The organism is Corynebacterium sp. LaCa_282, assembly GCF_057198125.1.
Genome location: NZ_CP191095.1, coordinates 787,861 through 807,522 on the forward strand (window position 1 = coordinate 787,861; position 19,662 = coordinate 807,522).

The window sequence follows — 19,662 nt, forward strand, 5'->3', positions numbered from 1 at the left end:
TAGCGTGGCCGGATACCGCAAAAGGAATTTCTATCATCGGCGTGGTGCTCCTACACATCACGCTGAAGGTGCCAGGAGCCGAACAAACGTGGCTTGCAACTCTCAATACCTTTCTCGATCCCCTGCGCCTTCCCCTGTTCTTTCTGGTCTCCGGCTACTTCTCTTATAAAGTCTTTCGTTACAATTTCGCGGAGTTATTCACCCGCCGCCTCTGGTTCTTCCTCATCCCTTATCTGGTGTGGATGTCCGTAGAGCACTTGACCAAACAGCTGGAGTACCAGTGGGTTTTCGGTGACTCTTCCTGGGGCATGACCGACATGGTGTATAACCTCTTGCTCGGCCATACCATGGCGTGGTTTATCCATGCGCTCATTTTGTTCAACCTATTTCTGTGGTGCGTGCGCAAATTGCCTGCGTGGGCGGGCATCGGGCTGAGCTTTACCCCCGTTATTTTTATTGCATGGCAGGAACAGTTTCAGTTTATTAGCAAGGCCATCATGTTCCTGCCCATCTTCGTCGGTGCAGCCTACCTGCGGGAACCGATTACCCGTTTTGCCGCCGCGGCAGAAGAGGTATTCCACGGCTCGTGGACGGCGCGCAGCGTTGGGGCATATGCCGCGGCCATCGGCACGTACTGTGTTGGCCTGGCATTGCGCCACGCGTGGGACGGCAACGAAGAAGACATTGCTTTTAACTGGCCCCTATTGGGCGCGGACTTTTTGGAATGGGGAGATATCAACCTGTTAGTGCGCTTCGCGGAACAGGTGCTAGAGGTACCCGCGGGAATCGTTGGGGCCGTGCTCATTAGCCACATTCCGTGGATTGCAGAAGGCGTGAAGTTCGTCGGCCGGCACACGCTGCCGATTTATCTCTCGCACCCCATCGGCCTGACCGTGGGCTATGGGTACTACATGGCGCATCATGACTATGTCGTCTCTTTGGCCGGGTCGTGGCCGCTGGAAAACACGTGGTTCTGGATCGCTATTTGTTTTATCTTTACGGCCATTTCCTCCCTGGCGCTGTGGGCGCTAGGAAAGGTTCCTATCCTTGGCTGGACGCTGGTTCCGCCGCGGATCGATCGACGCCGCCCCGCCGTAGAGCCAATGGTAGCGAACAAACAACCAACAACACGGTGATGATGACGTAGTCATTGCCAACGATGTGCTGCCACCACGTCCAATCCAACTCCTGGTCCTCGGTGTGCGGAACCTGCCAGTGGCCGCGGGCGAAAAGCGCCAGCCAGGTGAGAGCGGCGAGGACCCAGCGGCGGCTGGCGACCAAATAGATGCCTGCTAATACCAGCCAGGTAAAGTGGTGCGACCACGATACGGGGGAGCACAGCAGCGATACGGAGGCTGCCAGCAGCATGAGCACAACCTGGTTACCGCGGGACAGGCGCTCCATGGCAAACCACACGATCGCGATGACGACGATGACGCCAACGAGCCACAAGGTTTCTGCGTTATTGGGGCTTAAGCGGGTAAATAGCCCGCGCAAGGATTGGTTGGCGCTATAGGCTAGGCCGCCGATGCGCTCGGAATCGCGCAGGGTAGAGGTCCAATACTCAATCGAGCTGTGCGGATTGGCGGCAAAGGCGATAAGGCCGGCAGCCACGAAGGAGCCTAGCGTGGTAAAGAAGGCCTTCCACTCGCGGCGGACGAAGAAGACAGCCAAAAAGACCGCCGGGGTGAGCTTGATGGCAATGGCGATGCCGGTCAGGATGCCGCGGGCCTTTTTCACCCACAGCAAATCAATGACCACGAGTGCGGTGAGCAGGATATTGATCTGGCCAAAGCTAAAGGTCTGCGTAATTGGCTCGGCCAGCATGGCGGCAAAAAGCCCCCAGGCCGCCCATTGTTGGCAATTGAGGGTGCGCAATACCAGCGCAATGCAGACCCACAAGGCGAGCACGGAGAGTACCGTGATTACCACGGCGGCGGCGGTGAGGGGGATCCACTGGAGTGGGGCGAAGAGCAGGGCCGCAAACGGTGGGTAGGTAAAAGGGAGAGACACGTTGCGGTCGGTGCCTACGAAATAGTCGCGGTTATAAAGGTCGCTGCCGAATCCGGCCCCGCCTTCGCGGTATACATCGAGGTCAATGTGGTAAAAGGCGCGGAAATCGCCGGCGAATAAGGCAGGAATATCGATAATCCACCACAGGGCGGCAAGCGCTGACAGGATTAGGGGGAGGGCGGTGGTCCATACGGGCTTATTCACGGTTCTGCTCACCCGCAGAATTTTACAGTGGCGCGATCGTGGGGCCAATTTCCCGCGCCCATTGCCGCAGCGCTAGGCTGGGAAAACGTGCGTTACTTCTATGACACCGAATTTATCGAGGATGGCAAGACCATTGAACTGGTCTCCATCGGCATCGTCGGTGAGAACGGAAGTGAATATTATGCCGTATCCACGGATTTTGATCCGTCCAGGGCCAATTCCTGGGTCAAGGAAAACGTCTTGGCCAAGCTGCCCAGCCCCCACGATTCCGCATGGAAGCCGGCGCGTACCATCCGCACGGAAGTGCTGGAGTTTCTCACGCGTAGTTCTACGCCCATTGAGCTGTGGGCCTGGGTTGGCGCGTATGACCACGTGGTATTGGCGCAGCTGTGGGGCGATATGGCGAGCTTGCCCAAGCGCCTGCCGCGCTATACCCGCGAGCTGAAGCAGTTGTGGGAGTTCGCTGGCCGCCCTAGCTTGCCGGCCGTGCCTAAGGGCAATCACGATGCGCTTGTCGATGCCCGCCATAACCTCGCCAAATTCCGCGCCTGCACCGAGGTCTTGCCCTTGTCCAAGGGTAATAGAATCAATTTCTAGCAGTTAACTACCAAGCGACAGGCATTAAATGGTTAAATGGAAGAGTGAGTTGGACAGTAGATATTCCCCAAAGTGTTCTGCCTGATCTTCCGCCCTTGCCTGAGGGCATCGAGGAGGTCTTCCAGGACGTCATCAAGCGCGATGCGAAGCAACAGCCCAGTTGGGATCCCACCCAAGCCGATAACGTGCGCAAGATTCTCGAGTCGGTGCCGCCTATTGTGGTTGCCCCAGAGATTGAGAAGCTCAAGCGGCAGCTTGCCGATGTCGCACTAGGCAACGCCTTCCTGCTGCAAGGCGGCGATTGCGCCGAGACCTTTGAATCGAATACCGAGCCGCATATTCGCGGCAACGTGAAGACCCTGCTGCAGATGGCCGTCGTTTTGACCTATGGCGCGTCTGTTCCAGTGGTGAAGCTGGGGCGCATTGCTGGGCAGTATGCCAAGCCGCGTTCCTCGGATACGGATGCGAATGGCCTATTAAATTACCGCGGGGACATCGTCAATGGCGTGGACCCCACCGATGAGGATCGCCGCCACGATCCTGCCCGCATGATCCGTGCTTACGCTAACTCTTCTGCCGCCATGAACTTGGTGCGCTCGCTGACCTCCTCCGGCACCGCGGATCTCTACCGCCTGCATGAATGGAACCGCGAGTTCGTCCGCAAATCGCGCGCGGGTGCCCGCTACCAGGACTTGGCCCGCGAAATTGAAAATGGCTTGAAGTTCATGAATGCGTGCGGCGTGCAGGATTCCACCCTGCACTCGGCGGATATTTACTGCTCGCACGAGGCGCTGCTCAAGGATTATGAGCGTTCCATGCTGCGCTTGGGCCAAGACGATAATGGCGATACCAAGCTCTATGACCTCTCCGCACACCAGGTGTGGATTGGTGAGCGCACCCGTGGTCTGGATGACTTCCACGTTAATTTCGCTGCCATGATCGGCAACCCGGTGGGCATCAAGCTCGGGCCTGGCGCTACTCCAGAGCAGGCCGTGGAATACGCCGAAAAGCTAGATCCCAACCGCGAGCCAGGCCGCCTGACCATCATCTCCCGCATGGGCCACGACAAGGTTCGCAGCGTCTTGCCGCCCATCATCAAGGCCGTCGAAGATTCTGGGCACACCGTGGTATGGCAGTCCGACCCCATGCACGGCAATACCTTTACCTCGTCCAACGGGTACAAGACCCGCCACTTCGACAAGATCGTCGACGAGGTGCAAGGCTTCTTCGAGGTACACCGCGATTTGGGCACCCACCCGGGCGGCGTGCACCTCGAGTTCACTGGGGAAGACGTGACGGAATGCTTGGGTGGAGCCGAGGACATCACCGATCTGGACCTGCCGGGCCGCTATGAATCCGCCGTGGATCCGCGCCTGAATACGCAGCAGTCCCTCGAGCTCTCGTTCCTCATCGCGGAGATGCTGCGGAACTAGGGCGCCACCTAGACCCAGAGGGACGGGGTTCCTTCGTAATAGGAGGAACCAAACCACCACCCGCTGATAGCGACCGCGCCGGTTGCCACCGCCACTGCGAGGAGAAAAACCAGCAGTGAGGCGGGATGGCGATTGGTCAGGGGCCGCTCGGCGGGTTCTTCTTCTGCCGCCTGTGCCGGCGGCTGCGCAGCAGACTGCGCTGCTGCTCCCACGCCCGCAGCGGGTGCTGGGTCGGGGACAGGAGCCGGGGCCGGGGACGGTGCTGGAGCAGGTGCCAGCGGCGGCTCGGGGGAATCGTCGACGGGCGCTTGGGGGACATCGAGGCGCGTTTCAAAGTCTGGCTGCGGCGGATCCGGCTCGGGCTCAGGGGGAATGACCTCGGTGGGCCCGCCGTCTAAATGCTCGGTAGCGCCTTGCGGGATGGTCCGCGTGGGCTCAAATACATCCGTAGCGCCGATGCCGGAATAATCCGTCGGCGTTTGTGCGGTGCGCGCGGCGGCCGCATTGCGGGGAACCGGGATGGTCACCGTGGGCAGATCCAATTCCCGGCAAATATCCTCGATGGCATCCAAAAACTCCCCGGCATCGGCAAAGCGCTCGCGGGGATCGCGGGCGGTGGCGGTGGCCACGAGGGCATCGACAAGCTTGGGCACGCCCTCAGCGCGCGTGGATGGGGCGGGAACATCATCGTAGAGGCGCGCGGTGGCGTGCGCGATCGGAGTATCCCCGGAAAATGGCACGGTTCCGGTCAGGAGCTCAAAGAGCACGATGCCGGCCGAATACACGTCGGTAGCGGGGGTTATATCCTCGCCGGTGACCTGTTCCGGTGCCAAGTACGAGACGGTGCCGACGATCATATTTGAGGTGGCTTGCGCATTCGTCGCACGTACCAAGCCGAAATCGCCCAATTTCACCCGGTGATGAGAGGTAATGAGCACGTTATCGGGCTTAATATCGCGGTGGATAAGCCCCGTGGAGTGCACCTCGGTCAAGCCCTGGAGCACGCTGCGCAGCGTCGATAAAGCGGCAGGGACGGTAAGGGGGCCGCCTTCGGCAAGCAGCTCGCGCAAGGTGCCGCCATCGATGAGCTCCATGATGAGGTAAATGGGCTCGCCGTCAGCGGAAAAATCATGAATGGCCACGAGGTTGGGGTGCTGCAACCGCGCCATCGCGCGGGCCTCGCGGGAAAAGCGCTTGATAAAAATCGGGTCATCGTCATAGCGCTCATCCATGACCTTTGCGGCCACTTGGCGGCCCAAGCGCATATCCACGCAGCGATAGACGGTAGACATACCGCCGCGGGCGATGGGGCGATCGATGCGGTAACGGTCTTCCAACACGTCACCAATTTCCAACCTAGTCATACCTCCCAGTATGGCCGATCCCCTAGGTCGCGTTAAAGTAGGTGGCGTGACTAACGCAGAAAACTCCCTGAATTCCTTATTGGCCGGCGAAGAGCTGCTCAGCATGCAGCAGGTGGCAGACAAGCTGGGCCTTCCCATCACCCGCGCCTATGACTTGCTCCAGGACCGCAAATTCATTGTCTGGGACTCGCCCGAAGGCAAGCGCGTGCCGCTGGCATTCTTCAATGACAAGGGGAGCATTGCCAAGCACGTCACGGGCGTTATCACCGTGCTTACCGATGGCGGCTATGACGACGAAGAGATCCTGCGCCACCTATTTACCGCAGATGACTCCCTGCCTGGCCGGCCCATCGACGCCCTGCACGGGCACCTGGCGCGCGAGGTTATTCGGCGGGCGCAGGCGTCTGCTTTTTAACCCAGCGCTTGGGGAGTTGAGGGCCTTTTTGGCTCACGCCATCGAACATCCATTGCGTTGCGGACCAGGACACAACGATGAGGCCAATGACCCAGAACCAGTTATAGAGCTGGTGGTTGCCGTCGCCGGAAAAGCTCAAGCTGATAAATAGCGCTACGCCGGAGGTAAACTTCAGCAGCCACAACGGCGGGCGGAAGGTGCCCATGAGCGTGAAGATGGAGGCGTAGTACCACGGCAGGGTCACCGAGTTGAAGACGAAGGCAACCTGGTAGGCCGCCGCGGTGCCCATAATGGCATCGCGGGCCGTGTGCCGGCTTAGCCACCACACGATGACCAACCCGATGAGCATGCACACCATCGCGATTGTGCGCAGGACGCCCAGGATGGCGTTATAGGATGCCTCCGGGTCAAAAATGTGGACCGCCGGGACGATGATGTCCGCGGCCAATGTCGGGCCCGCCAAGGGGTTAATCACCTTAGAATTGCCGCTGACCTGGGATAGCCAGCCCCATGAGGTGCCGGAGGCCCAGGTGATAAGCGCCACGGACGCGATGATTTCCACGGCAGCGATGAGCCCTGAGCAGACGAAAACCACCGCGGTGCGCGCCGCGGTAGAACCCTTGGGCGCGTAGCGGTGCAGCATCAGCCAGACGATGAAGGGGGCGGCAAAAATCGCGGTAGCCTTCATCGCCACCGCCGTGCCGACTAGCAGCAGCGCGGCGTGGAAGCGCTGGTGCAGCGCGGCCAAAAGCCCCAACGACACCAGGCCGACCATGAGGGATTCATTGTGCATGCCACCGATAAGGTGCAAGATGATGACTGGGTTGGCAACGCCGATCCACAGCGCGACCGCCGGATCCGCGCCGAGCTTTCGGGCGATCCGCGGGACCGTCCACGCAATAAGGACAAAGCCTGATAGCGAAAGCAGCTTATAGATGATGATGCCGACGGTGACATTATCGCCCACGACGGTGGTGACGATTTTGCCAATCCACAGGTGCAGCGGTCCATACGGGGTGGTGGTATTGCGCCAGTCTTGTGAGACCTCGAGCAGGAAGGGCCCGGGGTTGACGGCGGCGCCCTCGGTATAGGGGTCGAATCCATCGCGGACCATGGCGCCCTGCATGAGGTAGGAATACACGTCCCTGGAAGCCATAGGGCCGGCGAATAGCAGTGGGGTGACCCATGCGATAAGGATGCGTTGTAACTCGCGTACCCCTCCCTCCGGGCGCGGGTGTTTAAGCTGCTTGCGAATAATCATGCGCCCGGCAAGCACCCAGGCGGCGGCGAGGAGGAAAATGCCCACCCAATACAGCACCAACCCGAGGTTGCGCCCGTGACCATACGATAAGAATCCGATATTGAGCGCTTCGAGCACGCCGCCGCGGTTGCGGGTTGAGCCGCCAGAAAAAGACGAGAAAAGGAGCACGCACGAGGCCACGAGGCCCAGCGGGAGTGCGCGGGGGACTGGCAAGGAGTAGGTTTTGGCCACGGTGATACCTACTTTTGGCGCGTCGTCGCCTGAATGGCTAGGTGTTCTAGCGTTTCGGTGATCTGCGGATCCACATTCGCCGCACGCAGATGGGCCAACCCGGATTCCGTCAACGCGGTAATGCGGCGCTCAATCTCATCAGGGGCGCCGGAATCCGCAATGATTTGGGACAGGCGCAGCAAGTCCTGCGTATCGGAGGTGCGGCCGATGAATTTCCGCAGAGTAGCGGCGGCGCTGGGGTCGCGTTCATCGGCGCGCTGTAGCGCTAAGGCAAGAAGCTCCGTGCGCTTGCCCTCTCGCAGATCGTCGCCGGCGGGCTTGCCCGTAATTTCGGGATCCCCAAAGACCCCCAGTTGGTCATCGCGGAGCTGATACGCGATGCCGATATCGTGCCCATAGCCGCGGAAAGCCGAGATTAGTTCATCGCTTGCCCCCGCGATGGCAGCGCCCAAATGCAGGGGCCGTTCGATGGTATAGGCGGCGGTTTTATAGCGGTTGACGGAATTGCTCAGCGCCACCGATTCCGAACCGGCTGCCTCGAGGGAAATATCGAGCAATTGGCCGCCCAAGACCTCGGTGCGCATTCCCCGCCAGGGATCGCGCGCACGCTGCAAAGCCTCCGAGCTGAGCCCAGAATCCTGAAACATATCCTCGGCGTAGACCAGCGCAAAATCGCCCACCAAGATGGCCACGGACGTGCCAAAGAATTCCGGATCCCCTAAGAAATCGGATTCCCGGTGAAGGCGCTCTGCTTCCCGATGCACCGTCGGTTTCCCACGCCTCGTATTCGACGCGTCAATGATGTCATCGTGGATAAGCGCGCAGGCTTGGATGAACTCCAGCGAGGATGCCGCGCGCAGCATCGCCTCTGGGGATTCCGAACCACGGCCGGCGGCGAGGTAGCCCGCCCACGCATACATGGGGCGCACCCTTTTCCCGCCATCGAGGACGAATGATTCCAAAAAGCTCATAGCGGTACTGACCGGGGCGCCGATTTCTGCCACGTGATCCCGGCGCTGGTCCAAGAAGATGGCCAGTTTTTCGCGCACCGCGCCGGGGATATCCGCAAGCTCAGGAATATTCGTCATAGTCACACCTCCACACGATACCGCCTTGGGCCGAGAAGAAATAACACAGGTTTATAGCGGCAGGACCACTCCCAAAATGGCAAAGGGTCGGGGATCCGCGGGGTAGCGATGGTGGCGCACGACATCAAAGAAGCCCACAGACCGGTAGAGGCGAAAAGCCCCGTTGGCTTCCTGTGGTGCTTCCGGCGTTGACAATAAGGCAAATCGGGCAGGGATATTCCATAAGAGCCCTTCGAGTAGCTGCTTACCTAAACCGTGGCCTTGAAAAGACGGCAGCACGTGCACTTCAGCCACCTCAAAATAGCTGCGCAGCATGCCCCATTCGGACTCAGTTGGCCCGCCGTTGCGGCGCAGGGCGCGGCGCAGCTCGGAATCCCACCAAGTATCTGGTGAGCCCAAAAATCCATAGGCCACTCCCACGACGCCGTTGTCATGCGCAGCAATAAGCGCTGTAAACCCGGGCCGCATGGAATCCGCCCGCCAATTGTCCACGCTGCGCGAAAACGTGACCGGGTCATATCCCATGGCCTCGATGTAGATCTCCACGAGTTGGGGAGCCAGCATAGAGAACTCTTGCGGGGTTAAGCGGCGGATTTCGAAACTCACGGTATCTATCACACCAGATACGCATGTCCACCGGCGGACAAGGGTGGGGGCGGGGTTATTCCATCGAGCCCTAAGGGATTTCGAACTGTGTTCGATTTGTAGGCAGTTATGACTGGTAAAACTCTTGAGTAATTCGAACAGGTGAACTAGACTAGGGGGTGGATGTCCGGTTGGCTGCTTAAAGTGAGCGGCAATCGAACACGGTTAGTTATTAGCGCAGTACAGGAGAAAAACAATGGCACAGATTATTTCGGCAACGCAGTCCCGCTCTACCGGTCGCTTTGCTGGCAAGCAGGGCGCGAAGCGGGCCCACTTTCTTTTCCAGGCTCGCGAGCTTCTGGATCGGGCGAGGGGATATGCGGCGGATGGTCGCTTTGACCAGGCGCTGGAGGTGGCTTATCAGTCCGCATTGCGTACGGCGGGTGCGCGAGTAGCTGTATCGGTGGTCTCTCGCCGCCGGCGTCTGCCAACGAGCGCGTGGGACCGCTTGGCTTTGGTGGGGGCCGAGGAAAAGCAGTGGGCCGAGGCTTTTAAGTCCTACTCTCGTACCCGTGCCCGGGTGGCGTCTGGCTTGGATGCAACGCCGGATGAGGAATATGTCTACGGGTTAATGCAGCAGGCGGCGCAATTTTTAGATGAGAGTGAAGCCGAGACGATTCTGGGATCCTTTGCGGCATAGCAGCAGCATAGCGGCGCCATAATCACTGTTGAGGGGAATAACTACCTTTTGGGGAACATACTGGTTACTCTGGACGTTAGTATTGGTAGAAGATATATCGGCCGAAGCCCAGTCCCTAGTTGGAGGAATAGTGTCTCTTTCTGAGCAGGAGCAACGCACGCTCCGTGAAATAGAGGAATCGTTATTAGCGGACGATCCTAAATTTGGCGCTTCTGTGTCTGAATCTACCTCGATCGGCGGTTCCGGCGGCGCAGTTACGCTGCGTGGGATTGCGCTCATCGTGGTTGGTCTGTGCATGCTTGTTGGCGGCGTGGCCTTGGCGCAGCAAAGCTTGTGGTTTATTGCGTTGTCCATCGCCGGGTTCTTAGTCATGTTCGCTTCCGGCGTGTGGATGCTCCGGGGCGATCGGCCTGCTGGTGGCGGAAAGAAAAAGTCCACCAATGGGCGGTCAAAGAAGGCAGCCTCGTCTCGTAATAGTGGGGTAGGCAGCAAGCTGGAAGAAAACTTCCGTCGGCGCTTTGAAGAAAGCTAGCCGCGAACTTTCCATTTCCCCAGTCACCAGGAAGGGTGGCTGGGGATTTTTTACGCCTTACCAAAATTCCCCACTTTGCCCCACCTTCTGACCAAAACCGCGGCGCGGTGGGGGATTGTGGGTGGTAGAGGACAGTAGCAGGTCCAATATGCAGGCATTGCGCTGTAAGTGATGTATGAGGTGGGGCGATCTTGATGTTGTAAGTGGGGCTAAAGGGGTGGATTTTCGGGGTTGTCAAGGTGGGGCGCGGGATTTCTTCCCACCGGAAAAACACCCTTTTAACTGCGCATACTTTTTGTGTTGCTGAGAATATGGCGATTTAAGTGGGGCATGTGGGGGAAAGTGGGGTAGAGTGGGGCGCAGCGGAGGAATGGGGTTGAAAAACTCTCTTCTGACGTGAGGGAATCCGGAGTTGTCGAGTGAGGAAGGTGGACGCCGGGATGTTTCTCGGAACCTACACTCCGAAACTTGATGACAAAGGGCGCTTAACGCTTCCTGCAAAATTTCGCGACGAGCTCGCCGGTGGCCTGATGGTTACCAAGGGGCAGGACCATTCTTTGGCCGTGTACCCGCGCGAAGAGTTCGCCGAACGCGCACGGAAGGCTGCGGCGGTTTCTCGAACCAATCCGGAAGCGCGCGCTTTCATTCGTAACTTGGCTGCAAGTGCGGACGAACAGCGGCCCGACGGGCATGGTCGCATCACCTTGTCCGCAGGCCACCGTGAGTACGCGGGTTTGTCCAAAGAGTGCGTGGTGGTTGGCTCGGTAGATTTCCTCGAAATTTGGGATGCAGCCGCGTGGGCTGAGTATCAATCGCAAACTGAAGATGCTTATTCGGCAGCAGATGCCGATGACGTACTTGCGGGCTTGCTGTAAGCGCCCGCATCTCGAGTGCGTGTAAGGACTCTGTCCGAGGCGGATGATTCTGGTGTACTTCCCCGATATCAGAAACCTGCCTCGGACAGGGCCCTATATGCACTCGTCGTGCTTTCCACGATAGGAAGTCCTGCACAGCGGAAATCAGAAAGGGGGACGCGGGGAGACATGGCTACAACTAACCTTAATTACGATGTGGCGGATAACCACGGCCATGTGCCGGTCATGCGCGAGCGCATGGCGGAGCTCCTGCGCCCCGGGGTAGAGGCTGCGGGCTCGCAGGCTGTGCTTGTCGATGCCACCTTAGGTGCCGGCGGCCACAGCGAGTACTTCCTCCAGACCTTTCCGCAGGCACGCGTTATCGGTGTGGACCGCGATGAGCAGGCATTGCAGAATGCTTCGGCGAGGCTAGAGCCCTTCAGCCCGCGTTTTTGCGCGGTCAATGCACGCTTCGATGAGCTGGGTACCGCGATTGCCCAGGGCGAGGGCGATATCTTTGATGCTGCCCGCGCCCACGGTATTGCGGGAGCCCTCTTCGATTTGGGCGTTTCTTCCATGCAGCTGGATCAGGCAGAGCGCGGCTTTGCCTATAAGACGGACGCACCGCTGGATATGCGGATGGATCCGAGCCATGGACTTACCGCCGCTGATGTGCTCAATACGTATTCGCACGGGGACTTGGCGCGGATTCTCAAGACCTATGGTGACGAGCGTTTCGCGGGAAAGATTGCCTCCGCCGTGCTCAAGGAGCGCGAGAAGGAACCGTTTAGCACCTCGGGCCGCTTGGTTGAGCTTTTATACTCGACCATCCCGGCGGCAACGCGCCGCACGGGTGGGCACCCGGCAAAGCGTACGTTCCAGGCGCTGCGGGTAGAGGTCAACCGCGAGTTGGAGGCCATTGAAAATGTGCTTCCCGTCATCACCAGTGCGCTATCTATTGGGGCGCGCGCGGTCTTTATGAGCTACCAGTCCTTGGAAGACCGCCTCGTAAAGGCAGCATTCAAGGAGTTATCTACGTCCACCACGCCTGCCGGTCTACCGATGGATTTGCCGGGCACCGCACCGGAATTCGCCACGGTAACCCGTGGGGCCGAAAAGGCATCCGCGGCGGAGGTAGAAGAAAATTCCCGCGCCGCGTCGGTGCGCGTGCGCGCCCTTGAACGGCTTGAAGGCACGCCAGAATTTTTACCACCGGGAGGCAAGAAATGAGCACCATCCCACGCCGAAACCAGCACTTGACGGACAGCCGCGACAGAGAGGCCACTCGCAGCATGGGCGCCAGCCGAGACTTCACCACCGGAATCGACACCGGAGCGCCTACCGCTGTGCGCGAGCGCACCGCCACTAGGGCTACCGGGAAAACGGTGCGCCGGACGGCTCCTAGCCGTACCCGGGTTCCGCACCGCGGTGCGAAGCGGCTTGGTTCGAAGCAGGTCGTCAGCTTCCGCGGCCGGCGAGTGCAACAGCAGACGAAGCAGAATAATGCTTTTACCCGCGTTGCTGTCTTGGCCGTTACCTTGGTCATCGGCGGGGTAGCGCTGGCCATGTGGCTATCTGGTTTGTCCACCTCGCAGACGTTTAAAATCCAGCAGCTGACGGTGCAGGAATCGCAGTTGGATAACCAGATTGAGTCGCTGAACCGGGACGCAGAAAACTTAAGCTCCTCGGCGGATATTGCCCGCCGCGCGGATGAATTGGGCATGGCCGTGCCCAAGCAACCCGGCGTGACTGAGATCGGCGGGGATGGCGAGATCATCGCCAAGCGCGAAGGCACCCCGGATACGGAAAAGCTTATCGATGTCAACGGTGAACCCATCCGCCCGGGCCAAGCCTCGAGCGACCCGAAAGATACGGAGGGGATGTCTGATTCCCTGAACGCCGTGCCGCGCGGGCAGCAGCAACATGCCCGCGGCAACGATGCGGACGAAAACCGGGATGAGCACCGCGGAGGCGATGACGCCGACAATCGCGATAGCGCAGACGATAATCGCCCCAACCTTCCCGCCCGCGCGCCGTACACCAGCCAGGCTGATTAAACGGACAGAATAAGTGGTGAAATTCTCTGTGCTCGCGCGTGGTAGCGCGGGCATTGCCCATCTTGTAGGGCACAATCGATACACGCAAGAACCTGTGGCGGCGAAGGGAAGGTGACTGAGCACCGTGACTGCACCGAATAATGGTGGCAACCGTGGGTACCGTCCGCGGCCGCGCCGCGCTGCTAGCTCTGTTGTGCCCCAAAAAGCGATCATGCGCCAGCGCCTGCGCATCATTTTGACCTGTGTTGTCGTCGCCACCGTCGCCTTGGGCGGGCGCCTTGCGTGGGTCCAATTAGTCTGGGGCCCGGACCTTGCGGCGAAGGCCGTCACCCAGCGCGAACGCGTCTATATTGACCCGGCCCGCAGGGGAGAGATCCTGGACCGGGATGGCCAGCGTTTGGCCTATACAATGAAGTCTCGTTCCTTGACTGTCTCTCCCACGCGCCTGCGCGATGAGCTCAAAGAGCAGGCCAAGATGGAAGCCACCTCCGAGGGAAAACTCGAGGGCATGGATGAGGGCAAGAAGGATGAGTACCTCACCAAACAAATGGAGGACAAGCTCAAGGAGATGGCTGAGGGCATCCCGAAGATGATTGAGGATTCGGGTGCCTCTGCCTCCAAGGTCGATGCGGACGACATTAAAAACAAGCTCAAGGCCGATACGCAGTACGAGGTCCTGGTCCGCAATGTGGACCCGGATGTCGCCGTAGAGATTTCCAATAAGTACCACGGTGTGGCGGCTGACCGGCAAGACATCCGCCAGTACCCGAACGGGGCGATTGCAGAAAACGTCGTGGGCAAGGTCTCTATGGATGGCCACGGCCAATTCGGCTTTGAGGCGGCCCGCGATACCGAATTGACCGGCATCGATGGGCAGTCCACGGAGGATGTGTCCACCGATGGGCAGGTCATTCCCGGCACCCTGCGCGATGTCGTGGATGCCGTCGATGGCCGCGATGTCACCCTCACCCTGGATTTGGATCTGCAGACCTACGTCCAGCAAAAGCTGGAAAAGGCCAAGGCCAATTCCCAGGCGGAGGGTGCCGAGGCCGTGGTGCTTGATGCCGCGACCGGCCAGGTGCTCGCCATGGCTAATACCGATACGGTGGATCCGAATAAGAATATCGAAGACCAGCTCAAGGAGGGCAAGGACTTCGAGAACCGCAGCATCTCCCACCCCTATGAGCCGGGTTCCGTTGCCAAGATAGTGACGGCGGCGGCAGCTCTGCAGGAGGGTATTACCACTCCGGATGAGGTGCACCAGGTTCCAGGCTCCATCGACATGGCCGGCGTGACCGTGAACGATGCCTGGCCTCACGGCACCGAGCCGTATACCACCACCGGCATCTTTGGTAAGTCCTCCAACGTGGGCACCTTGATGATCGCGGATAAGCTTGGGCCCGAGAAGTATGCGGAGTACTTGAAGAAGTTCGGCTTGGGCGCGACCACGGGCGTTGAGTTGCCCAATGAATCCGCCGGCACGGTGCCAGATCAAGAGCAGTGGTCGGGTGGTACCTTTGCCAACCTGCCCATCGGCCAGGGCCAGGCGTGGACGACGCTACAGATGGCGAGTGTGTACCAAGCATTGGCCAACGGCGGCGAGCGCATCGAACCGCGCATCATTGACGAGATCAAAGACCCTGACGGCGAGACGGAAAAGCTACCCGAGCCAAAAAAGACCCAGGTAGTGGACAAGGAAACCGCCAAGACTGCGGTGGATATGTTCCGCGCCGTCTTCCAAGATGACGATGCTGGCGTGCAAAACGGTACGGCTGCGAATGCCCAATTGGACGGCTACCAGCTCTCCGGCAAGACCGGCACCGCCCAAAAGGTGGATCCCAATTCCGGGGCGTATTCTAATTCCGCCTACTGGATCACCTTTGCGGGCATTGCGCCTGCCGATGACCCACGATTCGTCGTCGCAGTCATGCTCGATGAGCCCAAGTCCGGCGTGGAAGACAATGGCGGCGGCGGCCAGTCCGCGGCGCCTATCTTCCGGGATATCTCTTCCTGGCTGCTCAATCGCGATAATATTCCCACCTCGAAACCAGCGCCGCGGATGACCCTGCGGGAACAATAGGAGCTTGAAATGTCTGTTTCCTTAGAAAAACTTGCGCAGCTTTCGCACGGACGCGTCATCGGTGATGGCACCGTAGAGGTCAGCGCGTGCGGCTTAGATTCCGCGAGCCTTCCCGAAGGCGCGTTATTTGCGGCCCTTCCCGGCACGCGGGTGCACGGCGCGCAGTTCGCCGGGGATACCAAGGCGGGCGCGGTGCTTACCGATGCCCCCGGTCTCGACCACCTCCGCCAAGCTAACGAAACCCGCCCGATCATCGTGGTAGACGATATCCGCGTCGTCCTAGGCCCGATTGCGGCAGAAATTTATGGACACCCCACCCGCGATCTCACGGTCTTGGGGATTACCGGAACCTCCGGCAAGACCACGACTAGCTACCTCCTCGAAGCCGGTCTATTGCAGGCCGGCCACTCCGTGGGCCTAATCGGCACCACCGGTACCCGCATCAATCGCACGCCGGTGCCCACCTCTTTGACCACGCCGGAAGCGCCACGGCTGCAAGAGCTTTTCGCTCGCATGAGGGATGAGGGCGTGACCCACGTGGTCATGGAGGTCTCCTCCCACGCTTTGGAGCTCGGCCGCGTGCGCGGAACCAACTTTGCCGTGGCTGGCTTCAGCAACCTTAGCCAGGACCACTTGGATTTCCATCCCACGATGGAGGAGTACTTTTCGGCCAAGTCCCGGCTATTTCTGGGAGAGCAGGCCGCCGAGCGCGCGGTCATCTGCGTTGATGATGAGTGGGGCGAGCGCCTCCGCGGAATGATAGAAGACGCCGGTTCCCCGGTAACGACGGTGGCAACGCGTACAGGCGATGCCACGATCTCCGCCCGGCAGACGGCTACCGAGGCGACCGGTGCGCAGGAGGTTGACCTCAACCTAGACGGCACCGACTATTCCTTCCGGCTGCCGCTGCCCGGCGAATTCAATATCGCCAATGCCGCGCTCGCCCTAGGGATGTCTACTGCGGTGGGCGAAGACCCACAGGTCTTTTTGACCGGCGTGGAAAACGTCGCCGTTCCGGGGCGTATGGAAAGGATCGACCGCGGGCAGGACTTTGTGGCCGTGGTGGATTATGCCCACAAGCCCGCGGCCATCGCTGCGGTGCTCGATACCCTACGCTTGCAATTGGAGGGCACTTCCGGTCGCGTCGGCGTCGTCGTGGGCGCCGGCGGTGACCGCGATAGCACCAAGCGCCCGATTATGGGAGAGGCTGCGGCCACCCGGGCGGATCTTACGGTGGTGACCGATGATAATCCGCGCACCGAGGACCCAGCCGCAATCCGCGCGGCGGTCATTGAAGGCGCTCGCCGGGCTGCGCCGGATGCCGATATTCGGGAGCAGGGCTCGCGCGCACGCGCCATCGATGAAGTGGTGGATTGGGCGCAGCCGGGCGATGCCATCATCGTCGTCGGCAAGGGCCATGAGGTAGGCCAGCTCGTGGGCGAGCGCACCCTGCACTTTGATGACCGAGAGGAAATGGCGCGCGCCATTGAGGAAAAGCTGGCGGGAACGGCGCATCGCGATACTCTTAGGGATACGAAGGAGTAGTAATGATTCCACTTTCTATTGGAGATATCGCCGCGATAACCGGCGGTAGCCTGGATAGCGTTGATGATCCCGATGAGCGCGTGACCGGCTTCGTGGAGTTTGATTCGCGCAAGGTCACCAGCGGCAGCTTGTTCGTAGCCCTACCCGGTGCCCGCGTCGATGGCCATGATTTTGCCGAAAAAGCCATAGAGCAGGGCGCCGTAGCCGTGCTGGCCGCTCGGCCGGTGGGGGTACCGGCGATCATCGTCAAGCCCCAAGGCCGCGTGACCGGTAACGCCGCCAATGCCGATATTTATGCCAACGATGAGGATGGCTCCGCCGCCGCTGTGATTGGGGCATTATCCGATCTCGCGCGCGAGGTGACCTCCCGCCTCGCCGCGGAACAGGGCCTGGATATCGTCGGCGTTACCGGCTCCGCGGGCAAGACCTCTACCAAGGATTTGCTGGCTACCATCTTCCGCGCCGAGGGCGAAACCGTCGCCCCGCCCGGCTCTTTTAACAACGAGGTGGGCCTTCCCTATACCGCCCTGCGCTGCGATGAGCATACGCGTTTCCTCGTGGCGGAGATGTCCGCGCGCGGCATCGGCCATATTCGCCACCTGACCGAGATCACGGCCCCGACGGTGGGCGTGGTGCTCAACGTGGGCACCGCCCACCTGGGTGAGTTTGGTTCGCGTGAAAATATCGCCCAGGCCAAGGGCGAGCTCATTGAGGCCCTGCCAGCCGCGGCAGACGGCGGGGTAGCGGTCCTGAATGCGGACGATCCCTTCGTCGCCTCGATGGCACCGCGCACGCAGGCCAAGGTGGTCTATTATTCCGCCAATCGCCCGCAGGCCGCGGATGCGCAGTACTATGCCACAGACATTGAGCTTGACGATGTCGCCCGCCCGTCCTTTACCTTCCACGCCCCCGGCGTCGAGCCGATGAGCATTAAGCTGCAGGTCTTTGGCAAGCACCAGGTCTCTAATGCCCTGGCCGCGGCCGCGGCAGCCATCGAATCGGGCGTGGAACCCGCCGTTGCCGCGCGTGCGCTCAGCGGACATCAGACGAGCTCGGCGCACCGCATGGACGTGCGCACCCGCCGCGATGGCGTCACCGTCATCGATGACTCCTATAATGCCAACCCGGATTCGATGCACGCGGCGATTGCCGCTTTGGCCTATACCTCCGCGGCCCGCCCGGATGCCCGCTCCATCGCGGTGCTGGGGGAGATGGGCGAGCTCGGCGGCGAGGCCGTCGAAGCCCACCGCATCCTAGGATCGGTGCTCTCTAAGTACCACGTGGATCACCTCGTTGCGGTAGGAGAGGGAGCGCATACCGTAGCCATGGTGGAGGCCGCGCACGGGCACGGCATCCAGACCGAACTCTGCCCCGATATTGAGGCCGCGACGGCGGCCGTAGAAAATATCCTGCGGGTAGCCCCTGCCGGGGTGGAGGACTGGTCCGCGCGCGCGGCCAAGGACGTCGTCCTCGTGAAATCTTCGAATGCCCAGCGCCTGTGGCGCGTGGCAGAACAGCTCAATCGCCGTTAGTCCCTATCTCAAGGAGAAAGATCTCTAGCAATGACTCAGATCATTATCGCGGGCGTCGTTAGTTTCCTCGTCGCGATTTTTACCACCCCAGTTTTGGTTCGGTATTTTTCTGGCGTCGGAAAAGGCCAAGAAATCCGCGAAGACGGCCCGCAGCTCCACCTGCGCAAGCGGGGCACCCCGACGATGGGCGGTCTGGCGATCTTGCTGGCCATCACGGTGGCCTACCTCATCGTGGGAATCTATGCCCGCGCAACCGGCAACGGTGGATTTAGTCCCTCGGGGTTATTGGTCTACTTCTTGACCATGGGACTCGGCGGCCTGGGTTTTGCCGATGACTTCATCAAGCTATTTAAAAAACGCAACCTCGGCCTCAATAAAACCGCGAAGCTCGTAGGCCAGCTGGCCATCGCGCTCATCTTCGGCATCCTCGCCCTACAATTCCCGGATGCCAATGGGCTAACCCCTGCCTCGACCAACCTGTCCTTCGTCCGCGACTTCGATACCTTCGATATCGCCGTCGGCGGCGCCGTTATTGGCACCATCATTTTCTTGGTCTTTTTGTACCTGCTCATCGCCGCGTGGTCGAATGCGGTCAACCTGACCGATGGGCTGGACGGCCTCGCCGCCGGTACCACTGCCATGGTGATGGGTGCCTATACGCTGATTAGCTTCTGGCAGTTCCGCAACTCGTGCTCGATTTCCCCGGCCGCCGGCTGCTACGAGGTCCGCGATCCTCTTGACCTCGCGGTTCTCGCGGCCGCGGGCCTAGGCGGTTGCCTCGGCTTCCTGTGGTGGAATGCCGCACCGGCGAAAATCTTCATGGGCGATACCGGTTCGCTCGCGCTCGGCGGCCTCGTCGCCGGCCTTTCTGTGACCACCCGCACCGAGCTGCTGATGATCATCATCGGCGCCATCTTCGTCATCGAGACGGTCTCCGTGGTCATCCAGATCGTGGTCTTCCGTACGACAGGCAAGCGCTTTTTCCGCATGGCGCCCATCCACCATCACTTTGAAAATGGTGGCTGGGCAGAGACTGCGGTTGTCACGCGTTTCTGGCTATTAAGCGCGATGGCCGCGATGGCGGGCATCTGCATCTTCTACGGCGATTGGCTCTCTGCAGTCAGCTTCGGAAACCTGCAATAAAGTTTTGGCACTAGATACTTAAGGATTG

General features: G+C 60.2%; 18 protein-coding genes. 13 read left to right on the top strand and 5 right to left on the bottom strand.

The features are described 5' to 3' along the window. The first annotated feature begins 41 nt into the window (after positions 1-41). Complete coding sequence (locus ACP8KU_RS03665; RefSeq protein WP_284643036.1) at positions 42-1,136, top strand: acyltransferase family protein; 1,095 nt, start codon at positions 42-44, stop codon at positions 1,134-1,136. Here the strand turns inward: ACP8KU_RS03665 and ACP8KU_RS03670 are convergent. After that, on the bottom strand, positions 1,042-2,229 hold the full coding sequence (locus ACP8KU_RS03670; protein ID WP_484483993.1) for a glycosyltransferase 87 family protein: 1,188 nt from the start codon (positions 2,227-2,229) through the stop codon (positions 1,042-1,044). The genes ACP8KU_RS03665 and ACP8KU_RS03670 overlap by 95 nt on opposite strands. 75 nt (positions 2,230-2,304) lie before the next feature. Between ACP8KU_RS03670 and ACP8KU_RS03675 the strand changes: the two genes are divergently transcribed. Together ACP8KU_RS03675 and ACP8KU_RS03680 are read left to right on the top strand one after the other, a co-directional pair. Further along, positions 2,305-2,814 (top strand): polyadenylate-specific 3'-exoribonuclease AS, encoded by a 510-nt coding sequence (locus ACP8KU_RS03675; protein WP_484484150.1) that lies wholly within the window; start codon positions 2,305-2,307, stop codon positions 2,812-2,814. A 44-nt stretch (positions 2,815-2,858) separates the two neighbouring features. Continuing rightward, a complete protein-coding gene (locus tag ACP8KU_RS03680) occupies positions 2,859-4,247 on the top strand; it encodes a class II 3-deoxy-7-phosphoheptulonate synthase (RefSeq protein WP_005283913.1) in 1,389 nt (462 codons plus the stop codon). 8 nt (positions 4,248-4,255) lie between these two features. Here ACP8KU_RS03680 and ACP8KU_RS03685 read toward each other — a convergent pair whose 3' ends face one another. Further along, positions 4,256-5,611 (bottom strand): protein kinase domain-containing protein, encoded by a 1,356-nt coding sequence (locus ACP8KU_RS03685; protein ID WP_005278389.1) that lies wholly within the window; start codon positions 5,609-5,611, stop codon positions 4,256-4,258. Positions 5,612-5,621: 10 nt separating this feature from the next. Between ACP8KU_RS03685 and ACP8KU_RS03690 the strand changes: the two genes are divergently transcribed. Beyond that, entirely contained in the window at positions 5,622-6,026 is a 405-nt protein-coding gene (locus ACP8KU_RS03690) for an Rv2175c family DNA-binding protein (RefSeq protein WP_005278391.1), read from the top strand. Here the strand turns inward: ACP8KU_RS03690 and ACP8KU_RS03695 are convergent. The 3 genes from ACP8KU_RS03695 to ACP8KU_RS03705 are packed head-to-tail and all read right to left on the bottom strand — an operon-like array spanning position 5,995 to position 9,212. Then, positions 5,995-7,518 carry an alpha-(1->6)-mannopyranosyltransferase A gene (locus ACP8KU_RS03695; RefSeq protein WP_005278393.1) on the bottom strand — a complete coding sequence of 508 codons (1,524 nt, stop codon included), beginning with the start codon at positions 7,516-7,518 and terminating at the stop codon, positions 5,995-5,997. The two genes, ACP8KU_RS03690 and ACP8KU_RS03695, sit on opposite strands and share 32 nt — an antisense overlap. An 8-nt stretch (positions 7,519-7,526) precedes the next feature. Then, on the bottom strand, positions 7,527-8,606 hold the full coding sequence (locus ACP8KU_RS03700) for a polyprenyl synthetase family protein (protein WP_023030480.1): 1,080 nt from the start codon (positions 8,604-8,606) through the stop codon (positions 7,527-7,529). 51 nt (positions 8,607-8,657) lie between these two features. Continuing rightward, a complete protein-coding gene (locus ACP8KU_RS03705; protein WP_034658166.1) occupies positions 8,658-9,212 on the bottom strand; it encodes a GNAT family N-acetyltransferase in 555 nt (184 codons plus the stop codon). Positions 9,213-9,447: 235 nt separating this feature from the next. Between ACP8KU_RS03705 and ACP8KU_RS03710 the strand changes: the two genes are divergently transcribed. The 9 genes from ACP8KU_RS03710 to mraY all read left to right on the top strand — a co-directional run bounded on the left by ACP8KU_RS03710 (position 9,448) and on the right by mraY (position 19,634). Continuing rightward, positions 9,448-9,891, top strand: coding sequence for an SAV_6107 family HEPN domain-containing protein (locus ACP8KU_RS03710; protein ID WP_005278401.1), 444 nt, complete (start codon positions 9,448-9,450; stop codon positions 9,889-9,891). Between the two features lie 130 nt (positions 9,892-10,021). After that, entirely contained in the window at positions 10,022-10,423 is a 402-nt protein-coding gene (locus ACP8KU_RS03715; protein WP_023030482.1) for a DUF3040 domain-containing protein, read from the top strand. Positions 10,424-10,863: 440 nt separating this feature from the next. Further along, positions 10,864-11,298, top strand: a complete 435-nt coding sequence (gene mraZ, locus ACP8KU_RS03720) for a division/cell wall cluster transcriptional repressor MraZ (RefSeq protein WP_034654127.1) — start codon at positions 10,864-10,866, stop codon at positions 11,296-11,298. A 168-nt stretch (positions 11,299-11,466) separates the two neighbouring features. Further along, positions 11,467-12,507, top strand: a complete 1,041-nt coding sequence (gene rsmH / locus ACP8KU_RS03725; protein WP_023030483.1) for a 16S rRNA (cytosine(1402)-N(4))-methyltransferase RsmH — start codon at positions 11,467-11,469, stop codon at positions 12,505-12,507. A gap of 62 nt (positions 12,508-12,569) precedes the next feature. Then, positions 12,570-13,334 (top strand): cell division protein FtsL, encoded by a 765-nt coding sequence (gene ftsL, locus ACP8KU_RS03730; RefSeq protein WP_484483994.1) that lies wholly within the window; start codon positions 12,570-12,572, stop codon positions 13,332-13,334. A gap of 211 nt (positions 13,335-13,545) precedes the next feature. Continuing rightward, positions 13,546-15,414, top strand: coding sequence for a peptidoglycan D,D-transpeptidase FtsI family protein (locus tag ACP8KU_RS03735; protein WP_484484151.1), 1,869 nt, complete (start codon positions 13,546-13,548; stop codon positions 15,412-15,414). Between the two features lie 9 nt (positions 15,415-15,423). Then, entirely contained in the window at positions 15,424-16,959 is a 1,536-nt protein-coding gene (locus tag ACP8KU_RS03740) for a UDP-N-acetylmuramoyl-L-alanyl-D-glutamate--2,6-diaminopimelate ligase (RefSeq protein WP_023030486.1), read from the top strand. A gap of 2 nt (positions 16,960-16,961) precedes the next feature. Beyond that, complete coding sequence (locus ACP8KU_RS03745; protein WP_284640516.1) at positions 16,962-18,491, top strand: UDP-N-acetylmuramoyl-tripeptide--D-alanyl-D-alanine ligase; 1,530 nt, start codon at positions 16,962-16,964, stop codon at positions 18,489-18,491. Between the two features lie 30 nt (positions 18,492-18,521). Further along, positions 18,522-19,634, top strand: coding sequence for a phospho-N-acetylmuramoyl-pentapeptide-transferase (gene mraY / locus ACP8KU_RS03750; protein ID WP_005278411.1), 1,113 nt, complete (start codon positions 18,522-18,524; stop codon positions 19,632-19,634). Positions 19,635-19,662: the final 28 nt, after the last annotated feature.

What these genes read in the sequence shown, in the direction of transcription:
- ACP8KU_RS03685 (WP_005278389.1), bottom strand. Translation starts at nt 5,611, where the DNA reads ATGACTAGGTTGGAAATTGGTGACGTGTTGGAAGACCGTTACCGCATC.
- ACP8KU_RS03690 (WP_005278391.1), top strand. Translation starts at nt 5,622, where the DNA reads ATGGCCGATCCCCTAGGTCGCGTTAAAGTAGGTGGCGTGACTAACGCA.
- ACP8KU_RS03700 (WP_023030480.1), bottom strand. Translation starts at nt 8,606, where the DNA reads ATGACGAATATTCCTGAGCTTGCGGATATCCCCGGCGCGGTGCGCGAA.
- ACP8KU_RS03710 (WP_005278401.1), top strand. Translation starts at nt 9,448, where the DNA reads ATGGCACAGATTATTTCGGCAACGCAGTCCCGCTCTACCGGTCGCTTT.
- mraZ (WP_034654127.1), top strand. Translation starts at nt 10,864, where the DNA reads ATGTTTCTCGGAACCTACACTCCGAAACTTGATGACAAAGGGCGCTTA.
- rsmH (WP_023030483.1), top strand. Translation starts at nt 11,467, where the DNA reads ATGGCTACAACTAACCTTAATTACGATGTGGCGGATAACCACGGCCAT.
- ftsL (WP_484483994.1), top strand. Translation starts at nt 12,570, where the DNA reads ATGGGCGCCAGCCGAGACTTCACCACCGGAATCGACACCGGAGCGCCT.
- ACP8KU_RS03735 (WP_484484151.1), top strand. Translation starts at nt 13,546, where the DNA reads ATGCGCCAGCGCCTGCGCATCATTTTGACCTGTGTTGTCGTCGCCACC.
- ACP8KU_RS03740 (WP_023030486.1), top strand. Translation starts at nt 15,424, where the DNA reads ATGTCTGTTTCCTTAGAAAAACTTGCGCAGCTTTCGCACGGACGCGTC.
- ACP8KU_RS03745 (WP_284640516.1), top strand. Translation starts at nt 16,962, where the DNA reads ATGATTCCACTTTCTATTGGAGATATCGCCGCGATAACCGGCGGTAGC.
- mraY (WP_005278411.1), top strand. Translation starts at nt 18,522, where the DNA reads ATGACTCAGATCATTATCGCGGGCGTCGTTAGTTTCCTCGTCGCGATT.